The organism is Streptococcus sp. A34 (assembly GCF_043674115.1).
Taxonomy (GTDB): Bacteria; Bacillota; Bacilli; order Lactobacillales; family Streptococcaceae; genus Streptococcus; species Streptococcus suis_V.
This window is the reverse complement of the sequence record NZ_JBIMJM010000002.1, coordinates 39,473-63,148: the sequence shown is the minus strand read 5'-3', so window position 1 is coordinate 63,148 and position 23,676 is coordinate 39,473. Positions and strand designations below refer to the sequence as shown.

The 23,676-nt window shown below is 45.7% G+C and carries 23 protein-coding genes; 22 read left to right on the top strand and 1 reads right to left on the bottom strand.

The window, feature by feature from the left end; all coding sequences use genetic code 11:
• The first annotated feature begins 81 nt into the window (after positions 1-81).
• The 16 genes from ACHBGV_RS00990 (at position 82) to ezrA (ending at position 15,899) form a co-directional block, all read left to right on the top strand.
• The gene (locus ACHBGV_RS00990; RefSeq protein ID WP_394735451.1) at positions 82-1,110 is read left to right on the top strand and encodes a YeiH family protein; all 1,029 of its coding nucleotides are present in this window, start codon (positions 82-84) and stop codon (positions 1,108-1,110) included.
• Between the two features lie 148 nt (positions 1,111-1,258).
• The gene (truB, locus tag ACHBGV_RS00985) at positions 1,259-2,134 is read left to right on the top strand and encodes a tRNA pseudouridine(55) synthase TruB (RefSeq protein WP_394719006.1); all 876 of its coding nucleotides are present in this window, start codon (positions 1,259-1,261) and stop codon (positions 2,132-2,134) included.
• Positions 2,135-2,167: 33 nt separating this feature from the next.
• Positions 2,168-3,091, top strand: a complete 924-nt coding sequence (locus tag ACHBGV_RS00980) for a bifunctional riboflavin kinase/FAD synthetase (RefSeq protein WP_394735450.1) — start codon at positions 2,168-2,170, stop codon at positions 3,089-3,091.
• Positions 3,084-3,815, top strand: coding sequence for a potassium channel family protein (locus tag ACHBGV_RS00975; RefSeq protein WP_105110984.1), 732 nt, complete (start codon positions 3,084-3,086; stop codon positions 3,813-3,815). The genes ACHBGV_RS00980 and ACHBGV_RS00975 overlap by 8 nt, the downstream gene beginning before the upstream one ends.
• A 79-nt stretch (positions 3,816-3,894) precedes the next feature.
• Positions 3,895-4,296 (top strand): Spx/MgsR family RNA polymerase-binding regulatory protein, encoded by a 402-nt coding sequence (locus tag ACHBGV_RS00970; protein ID WP_105123231.1) that lies wholly within the window; start codon positions 3,895-3,897, stop codon positions 4,294-4,296.
• Between the two features lie 6 nt (positions 4,297-4,302).
• Positions 4,303-4,581 (top strand): UPF0223 family protein, encoded by a 279-nt coding sequence (locus tag ACHBGV_RS00965; protein WP_394735449.1) that lies wholly within the window; start codon positions 4,303-4,305, stop codon positions 4,579-4,581.
• Positions 4,571-5,332 carry an inositol monophosphatase family protein gene (locus tag ACHBGV_RS00960; protein WP_172062062.1) on the top strand — a complete coding sequence of 254 codons (762 nt, stop codon included), beginning with the start codon at positions 4,571-4,573 and terminating at the stop codon, positions 5,330-5,332. Before ACHBGV_RS00965 ends, ACHBGV_RS00960 begins: the two co-directional genes overlap by 11 nt.
• Complete coding sequence (locus ACHBGV_RS00955) at positions 5,329-6,630, top strand: RsmF rRNA methyltransferase first C-terminal domain-containing protein (protein WP_394735448.1); 1,302 nt, start codon at positions 5,329-5,331, stop codon at positions 6,628-6,630. Before ACHBGV_RS00960 ends, ACHBGV_RS00955 begins: the two co-directional genes overlap by 4 nt.
• A 136-nt stretch (positions 6,631-6,766) precedes the next feature.
• A complete protein-coding gene (locus ACHBGV_RS00950) occupies positions 6,767-7,636 on the top strand; it encodes a phosphate ABC transporter substrate-binding protein PstS family protein (RefSeq protein WP_105110979.1) in 870 nt (289 codons plus the stop codon).
• 2 nt (positions 7,637-7,638) lie between these two features.
• Entirely contained in the window at positions 7,639-8,556 is a 918-nt protein-coding gene (pstC, locus tag ACHBGV_RS00945; RefSeq protein ID WP_105110978.1) for a phosphate ABC transporter permease subunit PstC, read from the top strand.
• Complete coding sequence (gene pstA / locus ACHBGV_RS00940) at positions 8,546-9,433, top strand: phosphate ABC transporter permease PstA (protein ID WP_105123236.1); 888 nt, start codon at positions 8,546-8,548, stop codon at positions 9,431-9,433. Before pstC ends, pstA begins: the two co-directional genes overlap by 11 nt.
• Positions 9,434-9,457: 24 nt before the next feature.
• On the top strand, positions 9,458-10,261 hold the full coding sequence (gene pstB / locus ACHBGV_RS00935) for a phosphate ABC transporter ATP-binding protein PstB (RefSeq protein ID WP_172010042.1): 804 nt from the start codon (positions 9,458-9,460) through the stop codon (positions 10,259-10,261).
• A gap of 12 nt (positions 10,262-10,273) precedes the next feature.
• Positions 10,274-11,032, top strand: coding sequence for a phosphate ABC transporter ATP-binding protein PstB (pstB, locus tag ACHBGV_RS00930; protein ID WP_105110975.1), 759 nt, complete (start codon positions 10,274-10,276; stop codon positions 11,030-11,032).
• Positions 11,033-11,062: 30 nt separating this feature from the next.
• Complete coding sequence (phoU, locus tag ACHBGV_RS00925; protein ID WP_105137174.1) at positions 11,063-11,719, top strand: phosphate signaling complex protein PhoU; 657 nt, start codon at positions 11,063-11,065, stop codon at positions 11,717-11,719.
• 404 nt (positions 11,720-12,123) lie between these two features.
• On the top strand, positions 12,124-14,076 hold the full coding sequence (gene gyrB / locus ACHBGV_RS00920; RefSeq protein ID WP_105110973.1) for a DNA topoisomerase (ATP-hydrolyzing) subunit B: 1,953 nt from the start codon (positions 12,124-12,126) through the stop codon (positions 14,074-14,076).
• A gap of 98 nt (positions 14,077-14,174) precedes the next feature.
• On the top strand, positions 14,175-15,899 hold the full coding sequence (gene ezrA / locus ACHBGV_RS00915; protein ID WP_105110972.1) for a septation ring formation regulator EzrA: 1,725 nt from the start codon (positions 14,175-14,177) through the stop codon (positions 15,897-15,899).
• A gap of 212 nt (positions 15,900-16,111) precedes the next feature.
• Here ezrA and ACHBGV_RS00910 read toward each other — a convergent pair whose 3' ends face one another.
• Positions 16,112-18,307, bottom strand: coding sequence for an LTA synthase family protein (locus ACHBGV_RS00910; RefSeq protein WP_394735486.1), 2,196 nt, complete (start codon positions 18,305-18,307; stop codon positions 16,112-16,114).
• A gap of 194 nt (positions 18,308-18,501) precedes the next feature.
• Here ACHBGV_RS00910 and ACHBGV_RS00905 point away from each other — a divergent pair, with 194 nt between their 5' ends.
• From ACHBGV_RS00905 to ACHBGV_RS00880, 6 genes are read left to right on the top strand one after another with little or no spacing between them, the layout of a single operon-like run.
• Positions 18,502-19,662 carry a class I SAM-dependent rRNA methyltransferase gene (locus ACHBGV_RS00905; protein WP_394735447.1) on the top strand — a complete coding sequence of 387 codons (1,161 nt, stop codon included), beginning with the start codon at positions 18,502-18,504 and terminating at the stop codon, positions 19,660-19,662.
• Complete coding sequence (aroD, locus tag ACHBGV_RS00900; RefSeq protein ID WP_172062066.1) at positions 19,659-20,333, top strand: type I 3-dehydroquinate dehydratase; 675 nt, start codon at positions 19,659-19,661, stop codon at positions 20,331-20,333. The genes ACHBGV_RS00905 and aroD overlap by 4 nt, the downstream gene beginning before the upstream one ends.
• 1 nt (position 20,334) lies before the next feature.
• Complete coding sequence (gene aroC, locus ACHBGV_RS00895; RefSeq protein ID WP_394735446.1) at positions 20,335-21,501, top strand: chorismate synthase; 1,167 nt, start codon at positions 20,335-20,337, stop codon at positions 21,499-21,501.
• A gap of 7 nt (positions 21,502-21,508) precedes the next feature.
• On the top strand, positions 21,509-22,612 hold the full coding sequence (locus ACHBGV_RS00890; RefSeq protein WP_257104265.1) for a prephenate dehydrogenase: 1,104 nt from the start codon (positions 21,509-21,511) through the stop codon (positions 22,610-22,612).
• A gap of 9 nt (positions 22,613-22,621) precedes the next feature.
• Positions 22,622-22,960, top strand: a complete 339-nt coding sequence (locus ACHBGV_RS00885; RefSeq protein WP_105110968.1) for a YlbF/YmcA family competence regulator — start codon at positions 22,622-22,624, stop codon at positions 22,958-22,960.
• 53 nt (positions 22,961-23,013) lie between these two features.
• Positions 23,014-23,634 (top strand): DUF3885 domain-containing protein, encoded by a 621-nt coding sequence (locus tag ACHBGV_RS00880; protein ID WP_394735445.1) that lies wholly within the window; start codon positions 23,014-23,016, stop codon positions 23,632-23,634.
• Positions 23,635-23,676: the final 42 nt, after the last annotated feature.

The following is a 23,676-nucleotide window of genomic DNA, read 5'->3' as shown; positions in this document are numbered from 1 at the left end:
GAGGTGTTTATCATCCCTCCCAGGCATTTTTTACAGAAAAAGAGTATAATGTTTGAAAAGTTTCCTTTGGGGGAGGTTAGGATGGAATTTAGGAGAAAAGCAGCTGGTATCGGTGTTTGTGTCATTATTGCCTTGGCCAGTCAGTGGCTGGGAAGTCAATTTCCGCTGGTTGGTGGAGCAGTCTTTGCCTTGATAATAGGACTGGTCTTAGCATTTTTTATCAAGGATAGCTATGTTTTGGATGCTGGATTGGCCTTTACATCTAAAAAAATATTGCAATATGCGGTTATTCTACTAGGGTTTGGTCTCAATCTGGGTGTCATCTGGGAGACTGGCAAGCAGTCCTTGCCTATTATCCTTGCGACAATTTCAACAGCCCTGCTAGTGGCCTATCTTGGGCACAAGTATTTTGCGATTGAAGCGCCGATTGCAATCCTGGTCGGAGTTGGTTCTTCGATTTGTGGGGGTTCTGCCATTGCAGCGACAGCGCCTGTTATCAAGGCCAAGGATGAAGAGGTTGCCCAAGCCATCTCGGTGATTTTTTTCTTTAATCTCTTGGCAGCACTGCTATTTCCCAGTTTAGGACAAATCCTGGGATTTTCCACCCAATCGGGTCAAGAATTTGGCTTGTTTGTAGGAACTGCCATCAATGATACCTCCTCTGTCACAGCGGCAGCAAGCACCTGGGATAATCTTTACCAGCTGGGAAGTCAGACCCTAGATACAGGTGTAACAGTCAAATTGACACGAACTCTGGCCATCATACCGATTACTCTTGTTCTGGCCATTCTGCAAGCCAAAAAAGCTCGGTCCAGCCAGTCAGATTTCTCGCTCAAAACGGTCTTTCCGACCTTTATCCTCTTTTTCCTTGGGGCCAGTCTTTTTACGACGATTTGGACTGGTCTGGGCTATTCTCAAGCAATTTTTGCGCCCATCAAGGATTTGTCTAAGTTCTTCATCACCATGGCCATGGCAGCGATTGGACTCAAGACAGACCTGCTTCATCTGCTCAGGACAGGTGGAAGAGCCATTCTGCTAGGGGCCAGCTGCTGGATTAGCATTACCTGCATCTCCCTCCTCTTGCAGTATCTGCTAGGGATGATTGGCTAGTCAGGAATTTATAAACCTGTATTTACAGTTCAACACCTTTAACTAAGGAAATTTTCTAAATGACATTTACTTGTAAATACAGCTTCTTAGAAAGTAAGCGAGGACTTGCTCACAAGAGCGGTCCTTTTATGGTATAATTAAATCTATGATTTCAGGAATTATCAATTTAAAAAAAGAGGCTGGCATGACCAGTCATGATGCGGTTTTCAAGCTCCGCAAGATCCTACAGGAAAAGAAAATTGGCCATGGCGGGACCCTGGACCCAGATGTGACAGGTGTTCTGCCCATTGCGGTTGGCAAGGCTACTCGCATGATTGAGTTCATGCAGGAGGAGGGCAAGGTCTACGAGGGCGAGATTACCATTGGCTACTCGACTACGACAGAAGATGCGTCCGGGGAAACTTTGGAGACGACGCCTGTTTTGGAAATAGCAGAGCAGGCAGTGGATGAGGCTATGGCTAGCTTTGTCGGTCGGATTACCCAGATTCCGCCTATGTACTCAGCTGTCAAGATCAATGGCCGTAAACTCTATGAATATGCACGAGCAGGAGAGCAGGTAGAGCGTCCCCAACGCCAGGTGGACATTTACAGCTTTGAACGCACTAGCCCTATTCAGCTGTCAGACGGCTGTGCCAGATTTACGTTCCGTGTCAAATGCGGCAAGGGAACCTATGTTCGGACCCTGTCTGTGGACCTGGGTGCCAAGCTAGGTTATGCCAGCCACATGTCCAAATTGGAGCGGACTGGTTCAGCAGGCATGTGCCTGGATGACGCCCTGACCTTGGAGGAAATAGCGGTCTTGGTTGCTAGAGATGATTTCTCCTTCCTTCGCCCCATTGAGCAAGGCATTGGTGATCTGCCGATTGTGACCTTGAATGAAGAGCAGGTGGCAGATGCTGGCTTTGGCCGTTTTCTCCAATTGGATGCCAGTGCAGACCGAGTAGCTGGCTTATATGAGGACAAGTTGATTGCTGTTTTTGAAAAACGAGACGACCTCTACAAACCAAGCAAGGTTTTTGCCTAGTTTTCGTCCAAAAATATGATAAAATAAACTGTTATGGAAATTATAGAGATAAATGATTACAGGGATTTGAACCAGCAGGAGCCTACGGTGCTGGTTTTGGGTTATTTTGATGGGATTCACCTGGGCCACCAGGCACTCTTGCAGCGGGCCAGAAAAATAGCGGATCAAGAGGGGTTGACCGTGACGGTTTTGACCTTTCCTGAGTCACCCAAGCTGGCTTTTGCCCGCTTCTCGCCGGACTTACTCCTTCATTTAACCAGCCCGGAGCAACGCTACCAGCTCTTGGCAGACCATGGTGTAGACCGGCTATTTTTGACGCCCTTTACCAGTGAATTTGCCAGCAATCAGCCGGAGCAATTTGTAGAACGCTACATCAAGGGGCTCAAGGCTCAGGTCTTGGTGGCAGGTTTCGACTATCATTTTGGCAATTGCAGAGCAGATGTTACGGTTTTGGCAGAACTGTTTGATGGTCGGGTTGAGGTTGTGGAGGCAGTGACCATGGGCGGTGAAAAAATTTCTTCCACCCGCATTCGCCAAGCTATTAAAGAAGGGAATGTCACCCTTGCTAATCAATTGCTGGGCCACCCCTTTACGACTCAAGGCCTGGTTGTTCACGGGGATGCTAGAGGTCGAACTATTGGTTATCCTACCGCTAATCTGGCTCCTTACGATAGAGTTCATCTGCCGTCGGACGGTGTTTATGTAGCAGATGTAGAGGTCGGTGGCCGACGTTACCGAGCCATGACCAGCGTAGGGAAAAATGTCACCTTTGATGGGACTGAACTGCGGATTGAGGCCCATATTTTTGACTTTGAAGACTTTATCTACGGAGAAAGTATGACTATTTTCTGGTTGGAAAAAATCCGTGACATGATTAAGTTTGATGGCATTGAGGCTCTGATGGAGCAGATGAAGAGTGATGAAGCCTATTCACTCAACTGGGGGCAGCATGATTAAAAAATGGGTCCAACACCCTATTTATGAAAAGGTCATGACCTATCTGGCCCTGGCCTACGTTCTTTTGATTGTCTTGGAACTACTGGATACCAGCCTTGTGTATAATTCTGGCTTTCAGACCTTGGATTGGTGCCTCTGGTTCATTTTTGTAGTGGACTATTTCGTTCAGCTATATTATGCAGAAGATAATCTGCAATACATACAGGACCATATCTTGGAATTGATTGCCATTATTCCCTTCGATTCGGTCTTTCGTTTCCTGCAGATTGGTCGGCTGGCGCGGCTTTTTCGCCTGGTCAAGGTTGCCCGCATTTTTGCCCTGTCCAATCGTTTCTGGGACACGCTCAATAAGCTCCTCCACACCAATAGCCTGTCCAAGGTTCTGATGCTCAATGTATCAGCTGTCCTAGTGGCCAGTGGGGTCCTGTCTATCATCGAGAAGAAGTCCTTCTTTGATGCCCTCTGGTGGTCTATTGTAACCATGACAACGGTTGGTTACGGGGATATTGTTCCTACGGATACTATTTCAAAAATTATGGCCATCCTCCTGATGTTGATTGGCATCTGCACCTTCGGTATGGTGACTTCGACCATTACCCGCTTTTTTACCGACAATGAGCGCGAGACCAAGATGGATATTCTCCTTGCCAAAATCGAGGAACAAGGTCTGAAGATTCAGGAGCTGGAGAAAAAAATCGACATTTTGATTAAGAAAGAGGAATAAATCCAGGAATAGCCTTGAAAACGTTCTAAAGTTGCGATATAATATAAGTGATTAGGAATGTAGAAGGGAGCTGAAACAGATGATTACCTTGTTTTTATCGCCAAGCTGTACTAGTTGTCGCAAGGCGCGTACATGGTTGACCAATCATGAAGTCCCTTTTATTGAGCACAATATTATGACCAGTCCGCTGACTGCTGTCGAGCTTAAGCAAATTTTAGCCTTGACAGAAAATGGAACGGATGACCTCATTTCAACACGTTCTAAGGTTTTTCAAAAGTTGAATGTGGATGTCGATGACCTGTCCATTGGTCAATTGATTGAATTGATAGAAACCCATCCGAGTCTCTTGCGTCGTCCCATTATCTTGGATGAAAAGCGGATGCAGATTGGGTTTAACGAAGATGAAATCCGTGCCTTCCTTCCTAGAAAATACCGTAAACAAGAATTAAAAAATGCTACATTGCGAGCAGAAATAGGATAAATTGATATGAACAAAAATTATTCATATCCACTTGATTTTTCGTGGAGCACAGAGGAGATTTCCTCCGTGCTTTCTTTTTTGAATCAGGTGGAGCTGGCCTATGAAAAGGGAGCTGATGCAGGACAGGTTTTGACAGCCTACCGTGCCTTCAAGGAAGTGGTTCCCAGTAAGGCCCAAGAAAAGCAAATTGACCGTGATTTTGAGGATGTTTCTGGCTACTCTAGCTACCGTGTAGCCAAGGCTGCCAAAGAAAGGCAGAAGGGGGTGGTCAGACTTGGACGCTAAATACCAGTTTGCCCTGACGATTGTCAAGGAAGCCGGGGACTTTCTCCTGGAACATCTGGACGACCAGTTGGAAATCACTGCAAAGACTAATCCCCAGGACTTGGTAACCCATGTGGATATGGCTATCCAGGAGCGTCTCAGTCAGGCTATTTTATCGCATTATTCTGACGACCATATCTTTGGTGAAGAAGGTGGCGATGTTTCCAGCATTGATACTGGTCATGTCTGGGTCATCGACCCTATTGACGGGACCACGAATTTTATCGCGCAGAAGGCGGATTTTGCCATTATGCTGGCTTATTTTGAAGAAGGAAAAGGGATTTTTGCGGTCATTTACGATCTCATGAATGATGAGATTTTGCATGGTGGTGCTAACTACCCTGTCAAGCTCAATGACCAACTCTTGCCTGCTCCCCAGAAGAAGGATTTTGCCTACAGTTTGCTGGGGCTCAATGCCAAGATTTATGCAGAAAATGCCTATGGTTTGCGGGATTTGGCCCAGCAAACCCTGGGGACGCGATCGGTAGGAAGTGCTGGGATTGGCTTTTTACAGGTTTTGAAGGGTCGTCTTCTGGCCTACGCTTCCTATATTTACCCCTGGGATTATGCGGCAGCAGCCATACTTGGTCAGGCCCTTGGGTTCAGTCTCCTGAGTTTGGAAAATGACCAGCCACTTTACCAGGGACGGGAGTATGTTCTCTTGGTGGCCGACGCCAATGTTGAAGAAGTAAAAAGGTATCTGACATCATGAATTTACCACAAGATTTTATTGATAAATATAGTGAATTGCTTGGACCAGAAGCCCAAGCATTTTTTGAGAGTTTTGACCAGCCAGCTGTTTCAGGGTTTCGTACCAATCCGCTTAAAGAGGCCCAGATGGAATTTGTGGATGCCATTCCGGACATGCCCTGGTCTTACTATGGCAAAGTTTCAGGAAAATCCCCTGAGCACGTGACAGGTCTGGTCTATTCCCAGGAACCGGCCGCTCAGATTGTCGGTCAAGTAGCTGCGCCTGCAAAAGGGATGAAAGTCCTGGACTTGGCGGCAGCCCCAGGAGGCAAGTCGACCCACCTGCTTTCCTATTTGGATAATACTGGCCTCTTGGTCAGTAACGAAATATCGACCAAGCGTTCCAAGATTTTAGCTGAAAATATTGAACGGTTTGCTGCCAGAAATGTTATCGTGACCAATGAATCAGCCGACCGTTTGGCAAAGGTTTTCCCTTCCTATTTCGATATGATTGTTCTGGATGCCCCCTGCTCAGGTGAGGGCATGTTCCGCAAGGATCCGGATGCCATTCAGTACTGGTCTGCGGACTACCCGGCCCAATGTGCGGCTCTACAGAGAGAAATCTTGGAGTCTGCAATAGAGATGCTGGCTCCCCAGGGACAACTGATTTATTCAACCTGCACCTGGTCGCCTGAGGAAAACGAAGAAATTGTAGCCTGGTTAGTAAAAGAATTTCATCTAGAGTTGGTGGATATTCCTAAAATAAATGGAATGGTGGAGGGCATTGGCTGTCCTGAGACGGCTCGTATGTATCCGCACCATTTCAAGGGGGAAGGGCAATTTGTGGCCAAGTTCCGCTATGTCGGTCAGGGAAGAAGCAAGAAAGTCAAGTCTGGCAAGTCCAATCTCAACCGGGAACAAAGCCAGCTCTGGAAGGAGTTTGCGGAACAGCAGTTGCGGGTTCAGTTGGACGGTCTCCTGCAGGTCTTTGGCGACAATCTCTATCTCTTGCCTGCCGGTCTGCCAGACTTATCCAAGGTTAAGATTGCCCGAAATGGTCTTCATCTGGGCGTTTTCAAGAAGAAACGTTTCGAGCCAAGTTTTGCCCTTGGTCTTGCCCTGCATAGCCATGAGGTGAAAAAACGAGTGGACATTGGCTTGGATGATTTCACCGCCTATGTGGCTGGTCAGCCTCTTGAAGTGTCCAAGGATTTGCCTAATGGTTGGTATCAGGTAGCGGTTGCTGGCAATGGTCTGGGATTTGCAAAAATTGTCAATGGGACCTTGAAAAACAGCTTTCCCAAAGGCCTTCGTTTTTAAGAGATGCAAGCAGATTATTTTTGCAACTTGTACGGTTATATGTTATAGTGGAATGGTGGAAAAATCTTGTAAATTCTATGTAAAAAATACATAAAATAGAGGAGATTCCACTGAAAAATGTAAAGGAAAAAACGACATGAAAAAAAAGCATAAGCTAGGTATTGCAGCTTTATTTTTAGTTTCTAGTTTGGCCCTTTCTGCTTGCTCGTCATGGATTGATCGTGGAGAATCCATTACAGCAGTAGGGTCGACAGCCCTCCAACCCTTGGTTGAGGCGGCAGCGGATGAATTTGGCTCTGTCAACATCGGTAAGTCTGTCAATGTCCAAGGTGGTGGTTCGGGTACTGGTTTGTCACAGGTTCAGTCAGGAGCTGTCCAAATTGGTAACTCAGACGTATTTGCTGAGGAGAAGGATGGGATTGATGCCAGCCAGCTGGTGGACCATCAAGTAGCAGTTGCAGGTCTAGCGGTCATTGTCAACGAAGAGGTGACAGTAGACGACATCTCGACAGAGGACTTGCGTAAAATCTTCACTGGTGAAATTACCAACTGGAAGGAGCTAGGTGGTAAAGACCTTCCAATTTCCATTATCAACCGTGCAGCAAGTTCGGGTTCTCGTGCGACCTTTGACGGCATCATCATGCAAGGTGAAAAAGCCATTCAAAGTCAGGAACAGGATTCAAACGGGATGGTTAAGTCCATTGTAGCCCAAACGCCAGGAGCGATTTCTTATTTGGCCTTTGCCTATCTAGATGAGTCAATTCATACCATTAAATTGAACGGGTTTGAACCGACGGCTGAAAATGTAGCGACCAACGACTGGCCAATCTGGGCTTACGAGCATATGTACACTAAGGGCGAGCCCGAAGGTTTGACCAAGGAATTCTTGGACTACATGTATTCAGAAGAAGTCCAAGAAGGTATCGTTGTCAGCATGGGCTATATTTCGATGAATGCCATGAAGGTTGAAAAGACAGCTGATGGCGTGGTCACAGAGAAGGAGTAGAAATGAAAAATCAACAACTTGAAAAAGAATTGTCAACCCCTTCCAAGAACTCTCGTTTAGAGAAATTTGGTCAAATTTTGACCTTCCTTTGCTTGAGCTTGATTGTCTTCATCGTTGCCATGATTTTGATTTTCGTGGCCCAACGCGGACTTTCGACCTTCTTTGTGGATGGCATTAGCATTGTAGATTTCTTGTTCGGTGACAAGTGGGAACCGGCATCCAAAACTTTTGGTGCCCTACCAATGATTTCTGGTTCCTTTATCGTTACCATCCTGTCAGCAGTGATTGCAACGCCGATTGCTATCGGAGCAGCAGTCTTTATGACAGAGATTTCACCAAAACGTGGTGCTAAGGTTCTCCAGCCAGTTATCGAATTGCTGGTCGGTATTCCATCAGTAGTTTATGGTTTCATCGGTTTGCAGGTAGTGGTACCCTTTGTCCGCTCCATCTTTGGCGGGACAGGTTTTGGTATCTTGTCAGGTGTATTCGTACTCTTCGTCATGATTTTGCCAACTGTAACCTTTATGACAGTGGACAGCTTGAAGGCCGTTCCTCGTCACTACCGTGAGGCAAGTTTGGCCATGGGTGCGACGCGTTGGCAGACTATCTGGCGCGTTATTCTGAACGCAGCTAAACCAGGTATTTTCACAGCTGTTATCTTCGGTATGGCCCGTGCATTTGGTGAGGCCTTGGCTATTCAGATGGTGGTGGGTAACTCAGCGGTTATCCCAACGTCCTTGACAACACCTGCTGCGACCCTGACCTCTGTCTTGACCATGGGTATCGGTAACACGGTAATGGGAACGGTCCAGAACAACGTCCTCTGGTCACTGGCCCTTGTCTTGCTCTTGATGAGCTTGGTCTTCAATATGATTATGAAATTTATTACGAGAGAGGGTAAGAAAAACTATGCACGCTAAGAAAATGGATAAACTGGCGACTGGTATTCTTTACTCTATCGCCACAGTTATCGTCGTTATTTTGACAGCCCTTATCCTCTTTATCCTACTAAGAGGGTTGCCTCATGTGGACTGGCATTTCTTGACCAGCAAGTCATCTTCCTATAAAGCAGGTGGTGGTGTTGGTATCCAACTCTACAATTCCTTCTTCCTCTTGGTTGTAACGCTTTTGATTTCAGTTCCTCTGTCAACTGGTGCTGGTATCTATCTAGCGGAATATGCTAAGAAAGGTCCATTGACCAACTTTATCCGTACCTGTATTGAAATCTTGTCCTCTCTGCCATCGGTAGTCGTTGGTTTGTTTGGTTACTTGATTTTCGTTGTCCAGTTTGAATATGGTTTCTCTATCATCTCAGGTGCCTTGGCCCTGACTGTATTCAACCTGCCACAGATGACCCGTAACGTTGAGGATAGCCTGCGCCACGTTCACCATACACAACGTGAGGCCGGTTTGGCCCTTGGGTTGTCACGCTGGGAAACAGTTCTCCACGTGGTCATTCCTGAGGCTTTGCCAGGTATTGTTACTGGTATTGTCCTTGCATCCGGTCGTATCTTCGGTGAAGCAGCAGCTCTGATTTATACCGCTGGTCAATCAGCTCCGGCCCTTGATTGGTCCAACTGGAACCCGCTCAGCGTTACCAGCCCGATTTCGATTTTCCGTCAGTCAGAAACCCTAGCGGTTCATATCTGGAAGGTCAACAGTGAGGGAACGATTCCTGATGCGACACAAGTATCTGCAGGTTCTGCAGCCATCCTCTTGGTATTTATCTTGATTTTCAACCTTTCTGCCCGTTATATCGGTAAGAAACTTCATGCGAAAATGACTTCTGCAGCATAAGCAGTCGACTTATAAGGAGAAAAAATGGCAGAATATAACTGGAATGAACGCCATATCATTACCTTCCCAGAAGAAAAAATAGCCCTTTCGACAAAGGATGTCCATGTTTACTACGGAAAAAATGAGGCTATCAAGGGCATTGATATGCAGTTCGAGAAAAATAAAATCACAGCCTTGATTGGTCCGTCAGGTTGTGGGAAATCGACTTACCTTCGCAGTCTCAATCGGATGAATGATACCATTGATATTGCCAAGGTAACCGGCCAAATCCTCTATGAAGGAATTGACATTAACAAGCCAAACATGAACGTTTACGAAATCCGTAAGCACATCGGTATGGTTTTCCAACGTCCCAACCCATTTGCTAAGTCCATCTACAAAAACATCACCTTTGCCCATGAGCGTGCAGGTGTCAAGAACAAGCAAGTCTTGGATGAAATCGTGGAAACCTCGCTCAAGCAAGCAGCCCTCTGGGACCAGGTCAAAGACGATTTGCACAAGTCAGCCTTTACCTTGTCAGGTGGTCAGCAGCAACGCCTCTGTATTGCGCGTGCTATCTCTGTAAAACCACAGATTTTGCTTATGGATGAGCCAGCTTCAGCCCTGGACCCAATTGCGACGATGCAGTTGGAAGAAACCATGTTTGAACTCAAGAAGAATTATACGATTATCATCGTGACTCACAACATGCAACAAGCAGCCCGGGCCAGCGATTATACAGCCTTCTTCTACCTGGGTGATTTGATTGAGTATGATAAGACATCAAACGTCTTCCAAAATGCCAAACTCAAGTCAACCAGCGACTACGTTTCAGGACACTTCGGATAGAAAGGAGACACCATGACAACACCTATTTTACAAGTAAAAGATTTGTCTGTTTACTACAATAAGAAAAAGGCTTTGAACAGCGTCTCTATTGATTTCTACCCGAATGAGATTACAGCCTTGATTGGTCCCTCAGGTTCTGGTAAATCAACGCTTTTGCGGTCTATCAACCGTATGGGCGATTTGAACCCAGAAGTAACCTTGACAGGAGCTATTGATTACAACGGCAAGAATATTTATAGTCCACGCACAGATACTGTTGACTTGCGCAAGGAAATCGGGATGGTCTTTCAGCAACCCAACCCATTCCCAATGACCATTTATGAGAATGTTGTCTATGGTCTTCGTATCAATGGTATCAAGGATAAGGCCGTCTTGGATGAGGCGGTAGAACGTTCGCTCAAAGGTGCTTCTATCTGGGATGAGGTCAAGGATCGTCTCCATGACTCGGCCTTGGGTTTGTCAGGTGGTCAGCAGCAACGTGTTTGTGTGGCCCGTGTATTGGCAACCAGTCCTAAGATTATTTTGATGGATGAACCTACCTCGGCACTTGACCCGATTTCGGCTGGTAAGATTGAAGATACGCTCTATGGCTTGAAAGAAAAGTACACCATGGTTCTGGTTACCCGTTCTATGCAGCAGGCGTCCCGTATCTCAGACCGTACTGGTTTCTTCTTGGATGGCGACTTGATTGAGTACAATAAAACCAAGGAAATGTTCTTGAATCCAGCTCACAAGGAAACCGAAGACTATATTACTGGTAAATTCGGTTAATCTTCATTTAGATATAGAAAAGAGATATATATGTTAAGAGCACAATTTGAAGAAGAATTAGGAAAATTGCATAATCAATTCTATGCCATGGGGAACGAAGTACAGGCGCAAATCAACAATGCAGTCCGTGCTTTTACAACTCATGACCGTGAATTGGCTAAGGAAGTCATCGAGGCAGATAGCAAAATCAATGAGTTTGAAGTCAAACTTGAGAAAAAGTCACTTGAAATCATTGCCTTGCAACAGCCTGTATCAACAGACTTGCGCCGTGTTATCACTGTCTTGAAGGCAACCAGCGACTTGGAGCGTATGGGAGACCATGCTGTCTCTATCGCCAAGGCGACTATCCGCATGAAGGGTGAAGTTCGTATCCAGATTGTTGAAGATGAAATCAAGAAGATGGGTAAAGAAGTCCGTAATCTGGTAGAAGCGGCTCTGGATCTCTACTTGAACGCATCAGAAATCGAAACAGCCTACGAAGTGGCAGCTCGTGATGAAATCATCAATAATTTCTACGCGACAATCCAGGAATTGACCACTGAAGAAATCAAGAAAAATCCGGACGCTTTGATTGCTGGACGTGATTACTTCCAAGTCTTGACCTACCTGGAACGTGTAGGGGATTACGCGAAAAATATCTGTGAGTGGATGGTCTATCTCCGCACAGGTGATATTACAGAATTGTAAGAATAGCATAAACTATTGAAGTCTTTAGCATCCGTCTAGAGGCTTTTTTATTGGGTTCTGTGTCTTGATTGTTGGGGTGAGAGTTAGGGTCTGCTTCTCAGGTGAAACGTCTGCTTTTAGTAGGAATTAGCGCTAAAATATGGTATAATGAAGGGTATTCGTTAGAATGTTTTAATACTCTTCGAAAATCAAAAATATCCGTCGTCAAGTGCCTTGGTGAGTGAAAAGCTCCGGGGGAGGTTTTCAGCCTGTCGCCTTGAAACGAGAGAACGACAGAGTTCTACCTTCGGCGTTTTTGAGGCGAACAAGTTCGCTCTATTTCCAGCCTTCAACTGTTCCCCAAACAGTTGAAGCTAGGCTAGATTGATTTTCATTAAGTATAACTAGAAAAATAAGGGATGAACATGACAGAAGAAATCAAAGATTTACAAGAAAAAGCCCAGGAATATGATGCCAGTCAAATTCAGGTCCTAGAGGGACTGGAGGCTGTTCGCATGCGTCCGGGTATGTATATCGGGTCTACTTCTAAAGAAGGCCTCCACCACCTGGTTTGGGAAATCGTCGACAACTCGATTGACGAGGCACTGGCAGGCTTTGCCAGCAAGATTGAAGTCTTTATTGAGCCAGATAATTCGATTACGGTTGTTGACAATGGCCGTGGTATCCCGGTTGATATTCAGGAAAAAACAGGTCGTCCGGCCGTTGAGACAGTCTTTACCGTTCTCCACGCCGGTGGTAAATTTGGCGGTGGTGGTTACAAGGTGTCAGGTGGTTTGCACGGTGTAGGTTCATCGGTCGTCAATGCCCTGTCTACCCAGCTGGATGTCCATGTCTATAAAAATGGTCAGGTATATTATCAAGAATACCGTCGTGGTGAAGTGGTAGATGATTTGAAGGTCATTGGTGAGACAGACCGCAATGGTACTACCGTTCACTTTATTCCAGACCCAGAAATCTTCACGGAAACGACCGAGTTTGACTTTGCTAAGCTCAATAAACGTATCCAGGAATTGGCCTTCCTCAACCGTGGTTTGCAGTTGACCATCAGCGATAAGCGTGAGGGGCAGGAGCAGACCAAGGAGTACCACTATGAAGGTGGGATTGCTTCTTATGTTGAGTACCTTAATGAAAACAAGGATGTTATCTTTGAAACGCCGATTTATACGGATGGTGAGATGGATGATATTACGGTGGAAGTGGCCATGCAGTACACGACCAGCTACCATGAAAATGTGGTCAGCTTTGCCAACAATATCCATACCCATGAAGGCGGTACCCATGAGCAAGGTTTCCGTACGGCCCTGACTCGTGTTATCAATGACTATGCTAAGAAAAATAAAATCCTCAAGGAAAATGAGGACAATCTGACTGGTGAGGATGTTCGTGAGGGTCTGACCGCCGTTATCTCTGTCAAGCACCCTGGACCGCAGTTTGAAGGTCAGACCAAGACCAAGCTGGGCAACAGCGAAGTTGTTAAAATCACCAACCGTCTCTTCTCAGACGCCTTTGCGGAGTTTCTTTTGGAAAATCCACAGATTGCCCGTCGAATTGTAGAAAAAGGCATTCTGGCCAGCAAGGCTCGTATTGCTGCCAAGCGGGCGCGTGAAGTCACCCGTAAGAAGTCAGGTTTGGAGATTTCCAACCTGCCTGGTAAATTGGCTGATTGTTCGTCAAATGACGCGACTAAGACAGAGCTCTTTATCGTCGAAGGGGATTCGGCTGGTGGTTCGGCTAAATCCGGTCGTGACCGTGAGTTCCAGGCCATTCTGCCTATCCGTGGTAAGATTTTGAACGTGGAAAAGGCCAGCATGGATAAAATCCTGGCCAACGAAGAGATCCGTAGTCTCTTTACAGCTATGGGGACTGGTTTTGGGGCAGATTTTGATGTTGAGAAAGCACGCTACCAAAAATTGGTCATCATGACCGATGCCGATGTCGACGGAGCTCATATCCGAACCCTTCTCTTGACCCTCTTTTACCGTTACATGCGTCCGATTGTCGAAGCGGGTTACGTCTATATTGCCCAGCCACCAATCTATGGTGTCAAGGTCGGAAGTGAGATTAAGGAATACATCCAACCAGGAGCCAATCAAGAACAAGAACTCCAGGCAGCCTTAGAAAGACATAGTACAGGACGTTCCAAGCCAACCATTCAGCGTTACAAAGGTTTGGGAGAAATGGACGATCACCAGCTCTGGGAAACAACCATGAATCCTGAAAATCGTCTTATGGCACAAGTTTCAGTAGATGATGCTGCTGAGGCAGATAAAATCTTTGATATGTTGATGGGAGACAAGGTTGAACCCCGTCGCGAGTTTATCGAGGAAAATGCGGTTTACTCAACATTGGATATTTAGAACATATTCACTGAAAAAAATTGTGCACTAGCTAGCAATATATGGTATAATAAGGCGATATATTCTAGTAAATTACTATACTATCTAAGGAGAACTACATGTCTAGAGGAACAATCTATTTAATCGTAGCGATTGTTGTCATTTTAATTGTTGCCTATGTAGCCTGCCTCATCATCCGTAAGAGAAACGAGCAGAAGTTGCTCCAGTTGGAGGATCGTAAGGAAGAGCTATTTAACCTGCCTGTGAATGATGAAGTGGAGCAGGTAAAGACCTTGCACTTGATTGGTCAGAGTCAAATTTCCTTCCGCGAGTGGAATCAAAAATGGGTGGACCTTTCCCTCAATTCATTTGCAGATATTGAGAACCATATTTTTGAAGCAGAAGGGTTCAACAATGCTTTCCGCTTTGTCAGCACAAAGAATGCTATTGACAGCATTGAGAGCCAGATTGACCTGATTGAAGAAGATATCACGTCAATCCGTCAAGGCTTGGCAGAGCTTTCCGAACAAGAAGAGAAAAATACTGGTCGTGTCAAATACGCCTTGGATATGTTTGAAGAATTGCAGGCAACTCTGCAGAAAAATTCAGGCAAGTACGGCGATACACTTCCAGAGCTTGAAAAGCAAGTTAAGAATATCGAAGTTGAATTTTCAGAATTCGTTATGCTCAATTCTTCTGGTGACCCGCTTGAGGCAGCTGAAATTCTGAACAAGACAGAGGAGCACATGATTGCCCTCAATCAAATCATGGATCGAATCCCTGCCTTGGTGGAGAAAGTGGATGTAGACTTCCCAGAGCAGTTGGAAGATTTGGAGTCTGGTTACCGTAAGTTGGTTGAGCAGAATTACCTGTTCACAGAGACGGACATTGAGTCGACTTTCCAGGAAATCCGTGTTGCTATTCGTGAAAATTCAGCCCTCATCGTGTCGTTTGATTTGGATGTGGCTGAGGCTGAAAATACCCACATTCAAGAGCGCATTGACCATCTCTATGATGTATTCCAGAAGGAAATTGATGCTCACAAAGAGACAGTTAAAATCAGCAAAACCCTGCCCAAGTATTTGGAGCATATCCGCAGCAATTCAGACAAATTGACAGAAGAGGTTAACCTTCTTCAAGCTACCTACGTTTTGGCGGATAGCAAGGTTTCTCGTATTCAACAATTGGCAAATCGCTTGACATCACTGGATGCTGTTGTGACAGAAGGTGTTGAAGATTTGGACAATCCTCAGGTAGCCTATTCAATTCTTCAGGAGCGCTTGGAACATGCCCTTGCAAGTTTGAAAGAAATTGAAGAAGAGCAGCTAGTCTTGGCAGACTATCTCAAGACCCAAGAGGATTCAGAAAAATCGGCTCGTATCAAAGCAAATCTCTACATTCATAAGCTGCACACCCTGAAACGCTTTATGGAAAAACGAAATCTTCCTGGTATTCCAGAATATTTCCTTTCAAGTTTCTTCCGTACCAGCGATCAGGTGGAAGCTTTGGCAGCAGAGTTAGAGTATTCTAAAATCAATATTGAAATCATCAATCGATTGTTGGAGAATGCGACCTATGATATGGAAAAATTAGAAGAAATCGCCTATTCAATCGTTCAGTATTCTACACTGACAGAGCAGTTGCTTCAGTATTCTAACCGCTACCGTTCATTCGACGAGAATATTCAAAAAGCCTTCAATCGTTCGCTTGCAATTTTTGAAAAAGATTTTGATTATCAAGCATCATTTGAAGAAATCTCATTTGCCTTGGAAGCAGTTGAACCAGGCGTTACAGAACGTTTTGTTCGTTCATACGAAAAGACTCGCGAAAGCATTCGTTATTAACAGAAGATTAAGGACTGAAGCAGTAGCTTCGGTCCTTGTTTGCGCTTTGGAGATTGCAGCGAAGCAATTGGATTAAGGTTGAAAGGACAGTTGTATAGGTGCAATCTGCATAGAAAAACTCCTCAGAATGGTCATTCTAAGGAGTAGTGAAATATGTCAACAGGTTTCAAATTAATGACACAGGGAAAGGAAGTTAGCTTATCTCCCATTTCCTAATTCCCTGCGCTGGTGCTGGTTTCCGTTGTTGTGTCAGAATCATCTGTGTCGCTGGAAGTTGTCGCACTTGTCTCAGCTGTTTCTTTATGCAATTCCTGATAGCTCGGTGCTTTAAAGAGACTGACGGTCGATTGTTTATTTTTTCGTGCCCAGAGGCTGGTTGACTCTTGACCAAGTGCTTCTTCTCTTTCTAGCAGTTTTTTCAGGGAATCTTGATAGGAATAAGTTGAAACATCTGGGAATCCGATATCGGTTTTTAAGAAGCGGAAGAGATCGCCAGTTTGAATGGCATCGCTAGTTGCTAACTGAGAAGCTACCCGATTTTTTATATTTTCGATTTTAGCCAAAGTCGTTTCATCTGGATTGGTGAGTTCGATGCCACTATCGGTGTAGTAGAGCTTGCCGGCATAGGATGTATATTCTGGTGTAACAAAGGTATCTGCTGTTCGCATGGCAACAATCTGTTGTTTCTGCGGTGACAGTAAATCTTGTCCAACTTGTAGGAATTGACTGGTTTCAATGCCTAGTAAGTGCTCAATGGTTGGCAAGGAGTCTATCTCGCCACCGTAGGTCTCAATGATTCGTCCCTCTGTCATTCCAGGTACCACAATCATGTAGGGAACCCGTTGTAACATGGCGTTGTCGTATTCGGACCAGGTTTCTGGGTCCTTGCCAATGAGGGCAGCCAAATCCGGGTTACGGGAATTAGAAATACCGTAATGGTCGCTGTAGAGGACAATGATAGAATTTTCGTAGAGGCCACTTTCTTTCAGGTAGTCAAAGAAAGCCTTGACTGCTGCATCGAGATAGTTTGCTGTCGCAAAGTAGCTATTGATGGTCGCATCCTCTCCCTTGGCCAGTGGGAAGCCGACTTCGTCGCCGCTCAAGCTGGTTGTGAAGGGATAGTGATTGGATACGAGAATGTATTTGGCGTAGAATGGTTGCTGGAGAAGTTCCAGATACTGAATGGAATCAGCCAGGACAACCTTGTCATTGAGCCCGTATTGGAAGGAATTTTCTTCCGTCGGTTCTGAGAAGTAGGAAATATCAAAGAAGTTGTTGTATCCCCAGCGCTTGTAAGTGTTGTTTCGGTTCCAGAAGGTGCCGCTATTTCCGTGGAAGACAGCTGAGTCGTAACCGGCCAACTTGGATAGGATATAGGGAGCAGCTTGCTGGCTATTGCTTCCCCCATACTGGACCATAAAGGAACCCTGGTCGAGTCCGAATAAGGATGTATCCATCATGGTCTCAGCATCGGAGGTTTTCCCCGCCTTGACCTGGTGGAAGAAGTTTGAGAAAGCAAGGGTAGAGTTGGAATGGTAGAGGGAGTTGAGGAAGGGAGTAACCTCGTATTCCTGGCCGTCGACCTCTAGTTTGTAATCAATGATGAACTGCTGTAGACTTTCTAGGTGCAGGTAAATGACATTTTTCCCCTTGGCCTTGCCAAAAAATTCAGGATTTGGTGCTGCATAATTGGTTTGGATGAAGCTTTGCACAGGCTCCAAATCGGCTGCGCTGGCGCCGGAACGGTCCTTCTCCGCAGAATAGGTCTGGTTGGCATTATAGCTTAAGTAGGCTGGCAAGCCCAGGGCCCGAACGATATAGGTATTGGAAAAACCGCGGGACAAGAGCTCTGGGCGATCAATTTCTGCTAAGAATAGGTTGATCGAAAAAAGCAGAACAGATAGTGACGTTAGGGCCAGAGCCTGTTTCTGAGGGAAAACTGAACGGTCTAAGCTTATTTTTTTAGCGCGAATCAGGAAAATCAGGCCAACAAAATCTAAGAAATAAACTAGGTCCCAGGGACGAAATAACTTGGTCACTGCTTGTCCCTTAAACCCTTCGGAAACGCTGGAAGATGCCAAAATAGTCGAGACGGAGAAGAAATCTGAAAATTCTCGGTAGTAGACGGCATTTGCGAACAGCCAGGCAAAGAGGAGGAAGTAAATTGTCCCTGCAGTTGCGTAAAAGAACTTGCTATTTTTGATATAGAGGGCCAGCCCCAGCAGCAGCAGCCCCAGTGGAATAGGGTTGATAATGGCAATCAGCAACTGGTAGGGGTTGGATAGGTCCAGGTTAAAGTCAACAAAATAGGCCCACAAGGCCTTGAGCCAATAGCTAGTCAGGAGGGTAAGAATAAAAGCCAGTCGACCACTCAGGTGCTGTTTCATCCATTGGCTAATCTTTTTCACCATTCTAAAGTCCTCTCTGTCCTTTCAAAAAATTTTATAAGCCCTTTCACACCGAAGGCAGATTTAGAAACTAGCTCTATATAAGAGTTCCGGTCTGTGAATATAGGTTCTCATCATTATACCACATTTTCAAAACATACTTGAATTCTAGGAGTTTTTTTGTGAATCGAATAATTTTTTGGTATAATATTTCCATGAAATTGATTCTACATCCCAAAGCTGAAAAAAGGCTAAAAAGAGGACTGCATGGCCTCCTGGAACACGATTTTTTGGTTCAACCGGATCTGGACAAGTGGGTGGAACTCTATAATCAAGCCAATCAGTTTATTGGTCAGGCCTATATTTCCAAAGAGAATAAGGGCTATGGCTGGTTGGTTAGTTCTACCAAGCAGGCAGTGACAGAGGAATGGTTTGTCAAACTCTTTGAGACCGCCAAATCTAAGCGGCAGGCCTATCTCCATTCTGAGCAGACGACTGCCTTCCGTCTCTTCAATCAAGATGGCGATGGTTTTGGTGGTTTTACAGTGGATTTGTATGCTGACTATGCTGTATTCTCCTGGTATAATTCCTTTGTTTATGGCATCAAAGAGGTGATTATTTCTGCCTTTAGCCAGGTTTATCAAGAGCTTGCAGGTGCCTATGAAAAGATTCGTTTTAAGGGATTGGATTATGAGAGTGCACATCTATACGGTCAGGAGGCTCCAGATACCTTTACGGTTTTGGAAAATGGTGTCCGCTATCAAGTTTTTATGAACGATGGATTGATGACGGGAATTTTTCTGGACCAGCATGAGGTCCGTGGCTCACTAATAGATGGTCTCGCAGCTGGAAAATCCCTGCTCAATATGTTTTCCTATACGGCAGCCTTCTCGATTGCAGCGGCTATGGGCGGAGCCAGCCGGACGACCTCTGTTGATTTGGCTAAGCGATCTCGGGAGCTGTCCCAGGCGCATTTTGAGGCAAATGGTGTGGATGTTGACCAACATAGCTTTGTGGTCATGGATGTTTTTGAATACTTCAAATATGCCAAGCGTAAGAGCTTGACCTACGATGTTATCGTTATTGATCCACCAAGCTTTGCTCGTAATAAAAAACAAACTTTTTCGGTTGCCAAGGACTACCATAAGCTGGTCAGTCAGGCGGTAGAGATTTTAGAGCCAAATGGTCATTTGATTTTGTCAACCAATGCTGCCAATCTTTCCCTGGAGAAATTCAAGGACCAGATTGAAAAAGGATTCGGCGCTGTCAAGCATCGCTATGTGACGACCTATCGTCTTCCGTCGGATTTTGTATACAATAAAAAAGATGAAAGTAGTAATTACCTTAAGGTCTTTACAATACAGGTGAAAAAATGAAAATAGTCGTTCCGATTATGCCTAGAAATTTGGAGGAAGTGGAAGCCCTAGACGTTGAGCGTCTGGCCGAGGCGGACTTGATTGAATGGCGGGCAGATTATCTGCAAAAAGAAGCTATCTTGACTCTTGCGCCTGCTATTTTTGAAAAATGCAATGGTAAGGAAGTGATTTTCACGGTTCGTACGACGCGTGAGGGTGGCTATCTGGACCTAGATGACCAGGAATATGTGGACTTAATCAAGGAAGTTGCTGGACTTTATAAGCCTGAGTACATTGATTTTGAATATTATTCATATAAGGCCGTCTTCGACCAGATGCTGGACTTTCCAAATTTGGTGCTGAGCTACCACAACTTTGAGGAGACACCGGCCAACTATCTGGAAATCATGTCTGAATTGACTAGTCTATCGCCAGCTGTTGTTAAGATTGCTGTGATGGCTAAGTCAGAGCAGGATGTTCTGGATGTGATGAACTACACACGAGGTTTCAAAACCCTCAATGCAGAGCAGACCTTTGCGACGATTTCCATGGGTGAGCTGGGTAAACTCACTCGCATCGCTGGTCACATAACTGGTTCATGCTGGACCTTTGCAAGTTTAGATGAGGTTTCTGCGCCTGGGCAAATGTCCCTGGCCAATACCCGCAAGTTTTTAGAGATTTTGGAGAATTAGGATGAGATATTTAACTGCTGGAGAGTCCCATGGACCACGTTTGACGGCTATTATTGAGGGAGTGCCTGCCGGCCTTCCATTGACTGCAGATGACATCAATGCGGACTTGATTCGCCGTCAGGGCGGTTACGGTCGCGGAAGTCGGATGAAAATAGAAACAGACCGTGTGGAAATCACGGCTGGTGTTCGTCATGGTAAGACGACTGGGGCACCGATTACGCTCAATGTGACCAACAAAGACCACCAGAAGTGGCTGGACATTATGGCAGTGGAAGATATTGAGGACAAGCTCAAGTCAAAACGCCGGATCAAGCATCCTCGTCCAGGTCATGCGGATTTGGTCGGTGGGATGAAATACCGTTTTGACGACCTTCGTAATTCCTTGGAGCGGTCATCTGCGCGTGAGACGACCATGCGGGTGGCGGTAGGTGCCGTTGCCAAGCGCATTTTGGCTGAGTTGGACATTGAAATTGCCAACCACGTTGTCGTCTTCGGTGGCAAGGAAATCGACGTTCCAGATGGTCTGACTGTTGCAGAAATTCGTGAATTGGCTGCTAAGTCTGAAGTGTCTATTGTCAACCAGGAACGTGAGCAGGAAATCAAGGATTACATTGATCAAATCAAACGCGACGGCGACACGATTGGTGGTGTTGTCGAGACAGTTGTCGGTGGAGTGCCTGCTGGTCTTGGTTCCTATGTACAATGGGATAAAAAATTAGATGCAAAATTGGCCCAGGCCGTTGTGTCGATCAATGCCTTTAAGGGAGCAGAATTTGGAGTAGGATTCCAAGCAGGTTATTTGAGAGGTAGCCAGGTCATGGACGAAATCCTGTGGAATGCAGAAGAGGGCTATACTCGCCGCACCAACAATCTCGGTGGATTTGAGGGCGGTATGACCAATGGTCAGCCCCTGGTCATCAAGGGAGTGATGAAACCAATTCCGACCCTCTACAAGCCGCTTATGTCAGTGGATATTGACACTCATGAGCCTTACAAGGCGACGGTGGAGCGTTCCGATCCGACGGCTTTGCCAGCGGCGGGAGTGGTCATGGAGGCTGTTGTGGCGACAGTTCTTGCGACAGAAATCTTGGACAAGTTCTCATCTGATAACCTGGAAGAACTCAAGGCAGCTGTGGCTAGCCACCGTGACTATGTGAAGAATTTCTAGGAGTCTCATGACAAAAACGATTTATATTGCAGGCTTGGGGCTGATTGGGGCCTCTTTGGCCCTGGGTATTCGGAAGGCCCACCCAGATTACCGAATCATTGGCTACAATCGCGGTGAGCAATCGCGGCGCGTGGCTCTGGAGCGGGGCATGGTGGACCTGGCGACAGACAATTTTACCCAGTATGCAGGTCAGGCAGATGTGATTATCCTCTGTGTGCCTATCCAGCAGACTATCGAATTTATCAAAGAACTGAGCCAATTGGACTTAAAAGAAAATGTCCTTGTGACTGACGCAGGTTCGACCAAGGTGGCCATTGTGGCAGCAGCTGAGGAATACCTGGCACCCAAAGGTATCAACTTTATTGGTGGACATCCCATGGCAGGTAGCCATAAATCGGGCGCTGAGGCGGCAGATAGCTTGCTCTTTGAAAATGCCTATTTTATCATGACGCCTTCTAGTCTGACCAAGCCAGATGCAGTGCCACGATTGACAGATTTGTTGTCGGGGACCGGTGCTCGTTTTGTGCAAATCGATGCGGAGGAGCACGACCGGGTGACTAGTCAGGTTTCCCATTTTCCTCACGTTTTGGCATCTAGTCTGATGAATCAGGCTGGGGACTATGCTCTGGACCATCCTTTCACTAATAATTTTGCGGCAGGTGGTTTCAGGGATATGACGCGGATTGCGGAGAGTGAGCCTGGCATGTGGACCAGTATTTTGGTGACCAATCCAGAGCCGATTCTGGGACGGATTGAGGAATTTAAGGCGAGATTGGACCAAGTAGCTCAGCTATTGTCCACAAAAGACCAGGATGCTATCTGGGAGTTTTTCGACCATGGACGGAAGATGCGCAAGGCTATGGAAATTCATAAGCGGGCTGGTGTGGATTCCTTCTATGATTTGTTTATCAATGTTCCGGATGAGGAAGACACGGTCTTGAAGGTGCTGGAGGTCCTGCGAGGCATTTCTATCGTCAATATCCGTATCAACGAGGAAAACCGTGAGGATATTTACGGTATCTTGCAAATTACGTTTAAAAATAAGGAAGATTTGGAGGATGCTGCTGGACGGTTGCGTCAGCAGACGGACTACCAAATCCACCTAGATTAGGAGAAAATTATGTCAACAAATATCTATGATATTGCTAATGAGTTGGAGCGTGCTATCCGCAATTTGCCTGAATACAAGGCGGTTGAAGCGGTTAAGGTGTCTGTGGAAGCCAATCCAGAAGCCAAGTCTATTTTGGAAGGCTACATTGAGTTCCAAAAGTCTATCCAGGCTAAATTGCAGGCTGGTGACATTCCGACTGAAGTGGACCAGAAAAAGATGCTGGACTTCAATAAGCAGGTTCAAGGTAACGCTCTTTTGACAGAGTACTTCAGCAAGCAACAGCAGTTGGGAACCTATGTTGCTGATTTGGAGCGCATTATTTTTACCCCGTTGAATGAATTGTTGTAAAAAAATTGGAGCATGTCATGAAAATGACTTGCTTTTTTGAAAGGTAGCAAACGATGATTTTTAAGAACTGGATCGAGGAGTTTCGATTAGAAAACAAGCCATTGGTAGGTCCATTTTTTTATGCGACCCCTCTGGCGCTCCGATTTGAGATTGGTCCTGCAGAGGAGGCTGAGACTCTTCCTAGAAAAGTTTATCTTGACCATGCTTATGCGCGTGCAGTTGAATTGATGGAGACTGCAGCTTCAGCATACGACTATGTGATTCTTTCGCTGCTTCGCCAGGAAGATAGGGACATCGACACTTACCTCTGGCATTTTACATCGAAATTTAACTTTGACAAGTGTCCTGAGCATGACTTGATTGAAGTAGAGGACTGGACGGGAGAAGTGCTGGTCTATGAACGCTATCTTTTCCCGGTCGCTGACCAAGATTTGAAAGCTCTGTTGAAGGAGATTATCAAAGCCGACCATGGTGGTTTTCACTACCTTTCAGCTTCTGTATTCTTCCTATCCAGTAAGAAAAAAGTCATCTATCATTGCTATGATGATAGGGGAGTGGATATCGCGGTGGTGGATGATGACAAGCGTCGCCAGCTTTTTACAGATTGCCATGACCTTCTTTTTGACTATGATATGGAGGAGATAGTGAGGAGGATGGATTTTTTAAAAAACTAATATAAAAATGCCCATGATATACTACGTATACCATGGGTTTGA

Bases quoted from the DNA above. Each gene is read 5' to 3' on its own strand.
- ACHBGV_RS00890 (WP_257104265.1), top strand. From the start codon at position 21,509: ATGACAAAAACGATTTATATTGCAGGCTTGGGGCTGATTGGGGCCTCT.
- ACHBGV_RS00950 (WP_105110979.1), top strand. From the start codon at position 6,767: ATGAAAAAAAAGCATAAGCTAGGTATTGCAGCTTTATTTTTAGTTTCT.
- pstB (WP_172010042.1), top strand. From the start codon at position 9,458: ATGGCAGAATATAACTGGAATGAACGCCATATCATTACCTTCCCAGAA.
- ACHBGV_RS00965 (WP_394735449.1), top strand. From the start codon at position 4,303: ATGAACAAAAATTATTCATATCCACTTGATTTTTCGTGGAGCACAGAG.
- ACHBGV_RS00905 (WP_394735447.1), top strand. From the start codon at position 18,502: ATGAAATTGATTCTACATCCCAAAGCTGAAAAAAGGCTAAAAAGAGGA.
- ACHBGV_RS00955 (WP_394735448.1), top strand. From the start codon at position 5,329: ATGAATTTACCACAAGATTTTATTGATAAATATAGTGAATTGCTTGGA.
- ACHBGV_RS00880 (WP_394735445.1), top strand. From the start codon at position 23,014: ATGATTTTTAAGAACTGGATCGAGGAGTTTCGATTAGAAAACAAGCCA.
- ezrA (WP_105110972.1), top strand. From the start codon at position 14,175: ATGTCTAGAGGAACAATCTATTTAATCGTAGCGATTGTTGTCATTTTA.
- gyrB (WP_105110973.1), top strand. From the start codon at position 12,124: ATGACAGAAGAAATCAAAGATTTACAAGAAAAAGCCCAGGAATATGAT.
- ACHBGV_RS00980 (WP_394735450.1), top strand. From the start codon at position 2,168: ATGGAAATTATAGAGATAAATGATTACAGGGATTTGAACCAGCAGGAG.
- phoU (WP_105137174.1), top strand. From the start codon at position 11,063: ATGTTAAGAGCACAATTTGAAGAAGAATTAGGAAAATTGCATAATCAA.
- aroD (WP_172062066.1), top strand. From the start codon at position 19,659: ATGAAAATAGTCGTTCCGATTATGCCTAGAAATTTGGAGGAAGTGGAA.
- ACHBGV_RS00975 (WP_105110984.1), top strand. From the start codon at position 3,084: ATGATTAAAAAATGGGTCCAACACCCTATTTATGAAAAGGTCATGACC.
- pstC (WP_105110978.1), top strand. From the start codon at position 7,639: ATGAAAAATCAACAACTTGAAAAAGAATTGTCAACCCCTTCCAAGAAC.
- pstA (WP_105123236.1), top strand. From the start codon at position 8,546: ATGCACGCTAAGAAAATGGATAAACTGGCGACTGGTATTCTTTACTCT.
- aroC (WP_394735446.1), top strand. From the start codon at position 20,335: ATGAGATATTTAACTGCTGGAGAGTCCCATGGACCACGTTTGACGGCT.
- ACHBGV_RS00970 (WP_105123231.1), top strand. From the start codon at position 3,895: ATGATTACCTTGTTTTTATCGCCAAGCTGTACTAGTTGTCGCAAGGCG.
- pstB (WP_105110975.1), top strand. From the start codon at position 10,274: ATGACAACACCTATTTTACAAGTAAAAGATTTGTCTGTTTACTACAAT.
- ACHBGV_RS00885 (WP_105110968.1), top strand. From the start codon at position 22,622: ATGTCAACAAATATCTATGATATTGCTAATGAGTTGGAGCGTGCTATC.
- ACHBGV_RS00990 (WP_394735451.1), top strand. From the start codon at position 82: ATGGAATTTAGGAGAAAAGCAGCTGGTATCGGTGTTTGTGTCATTATT.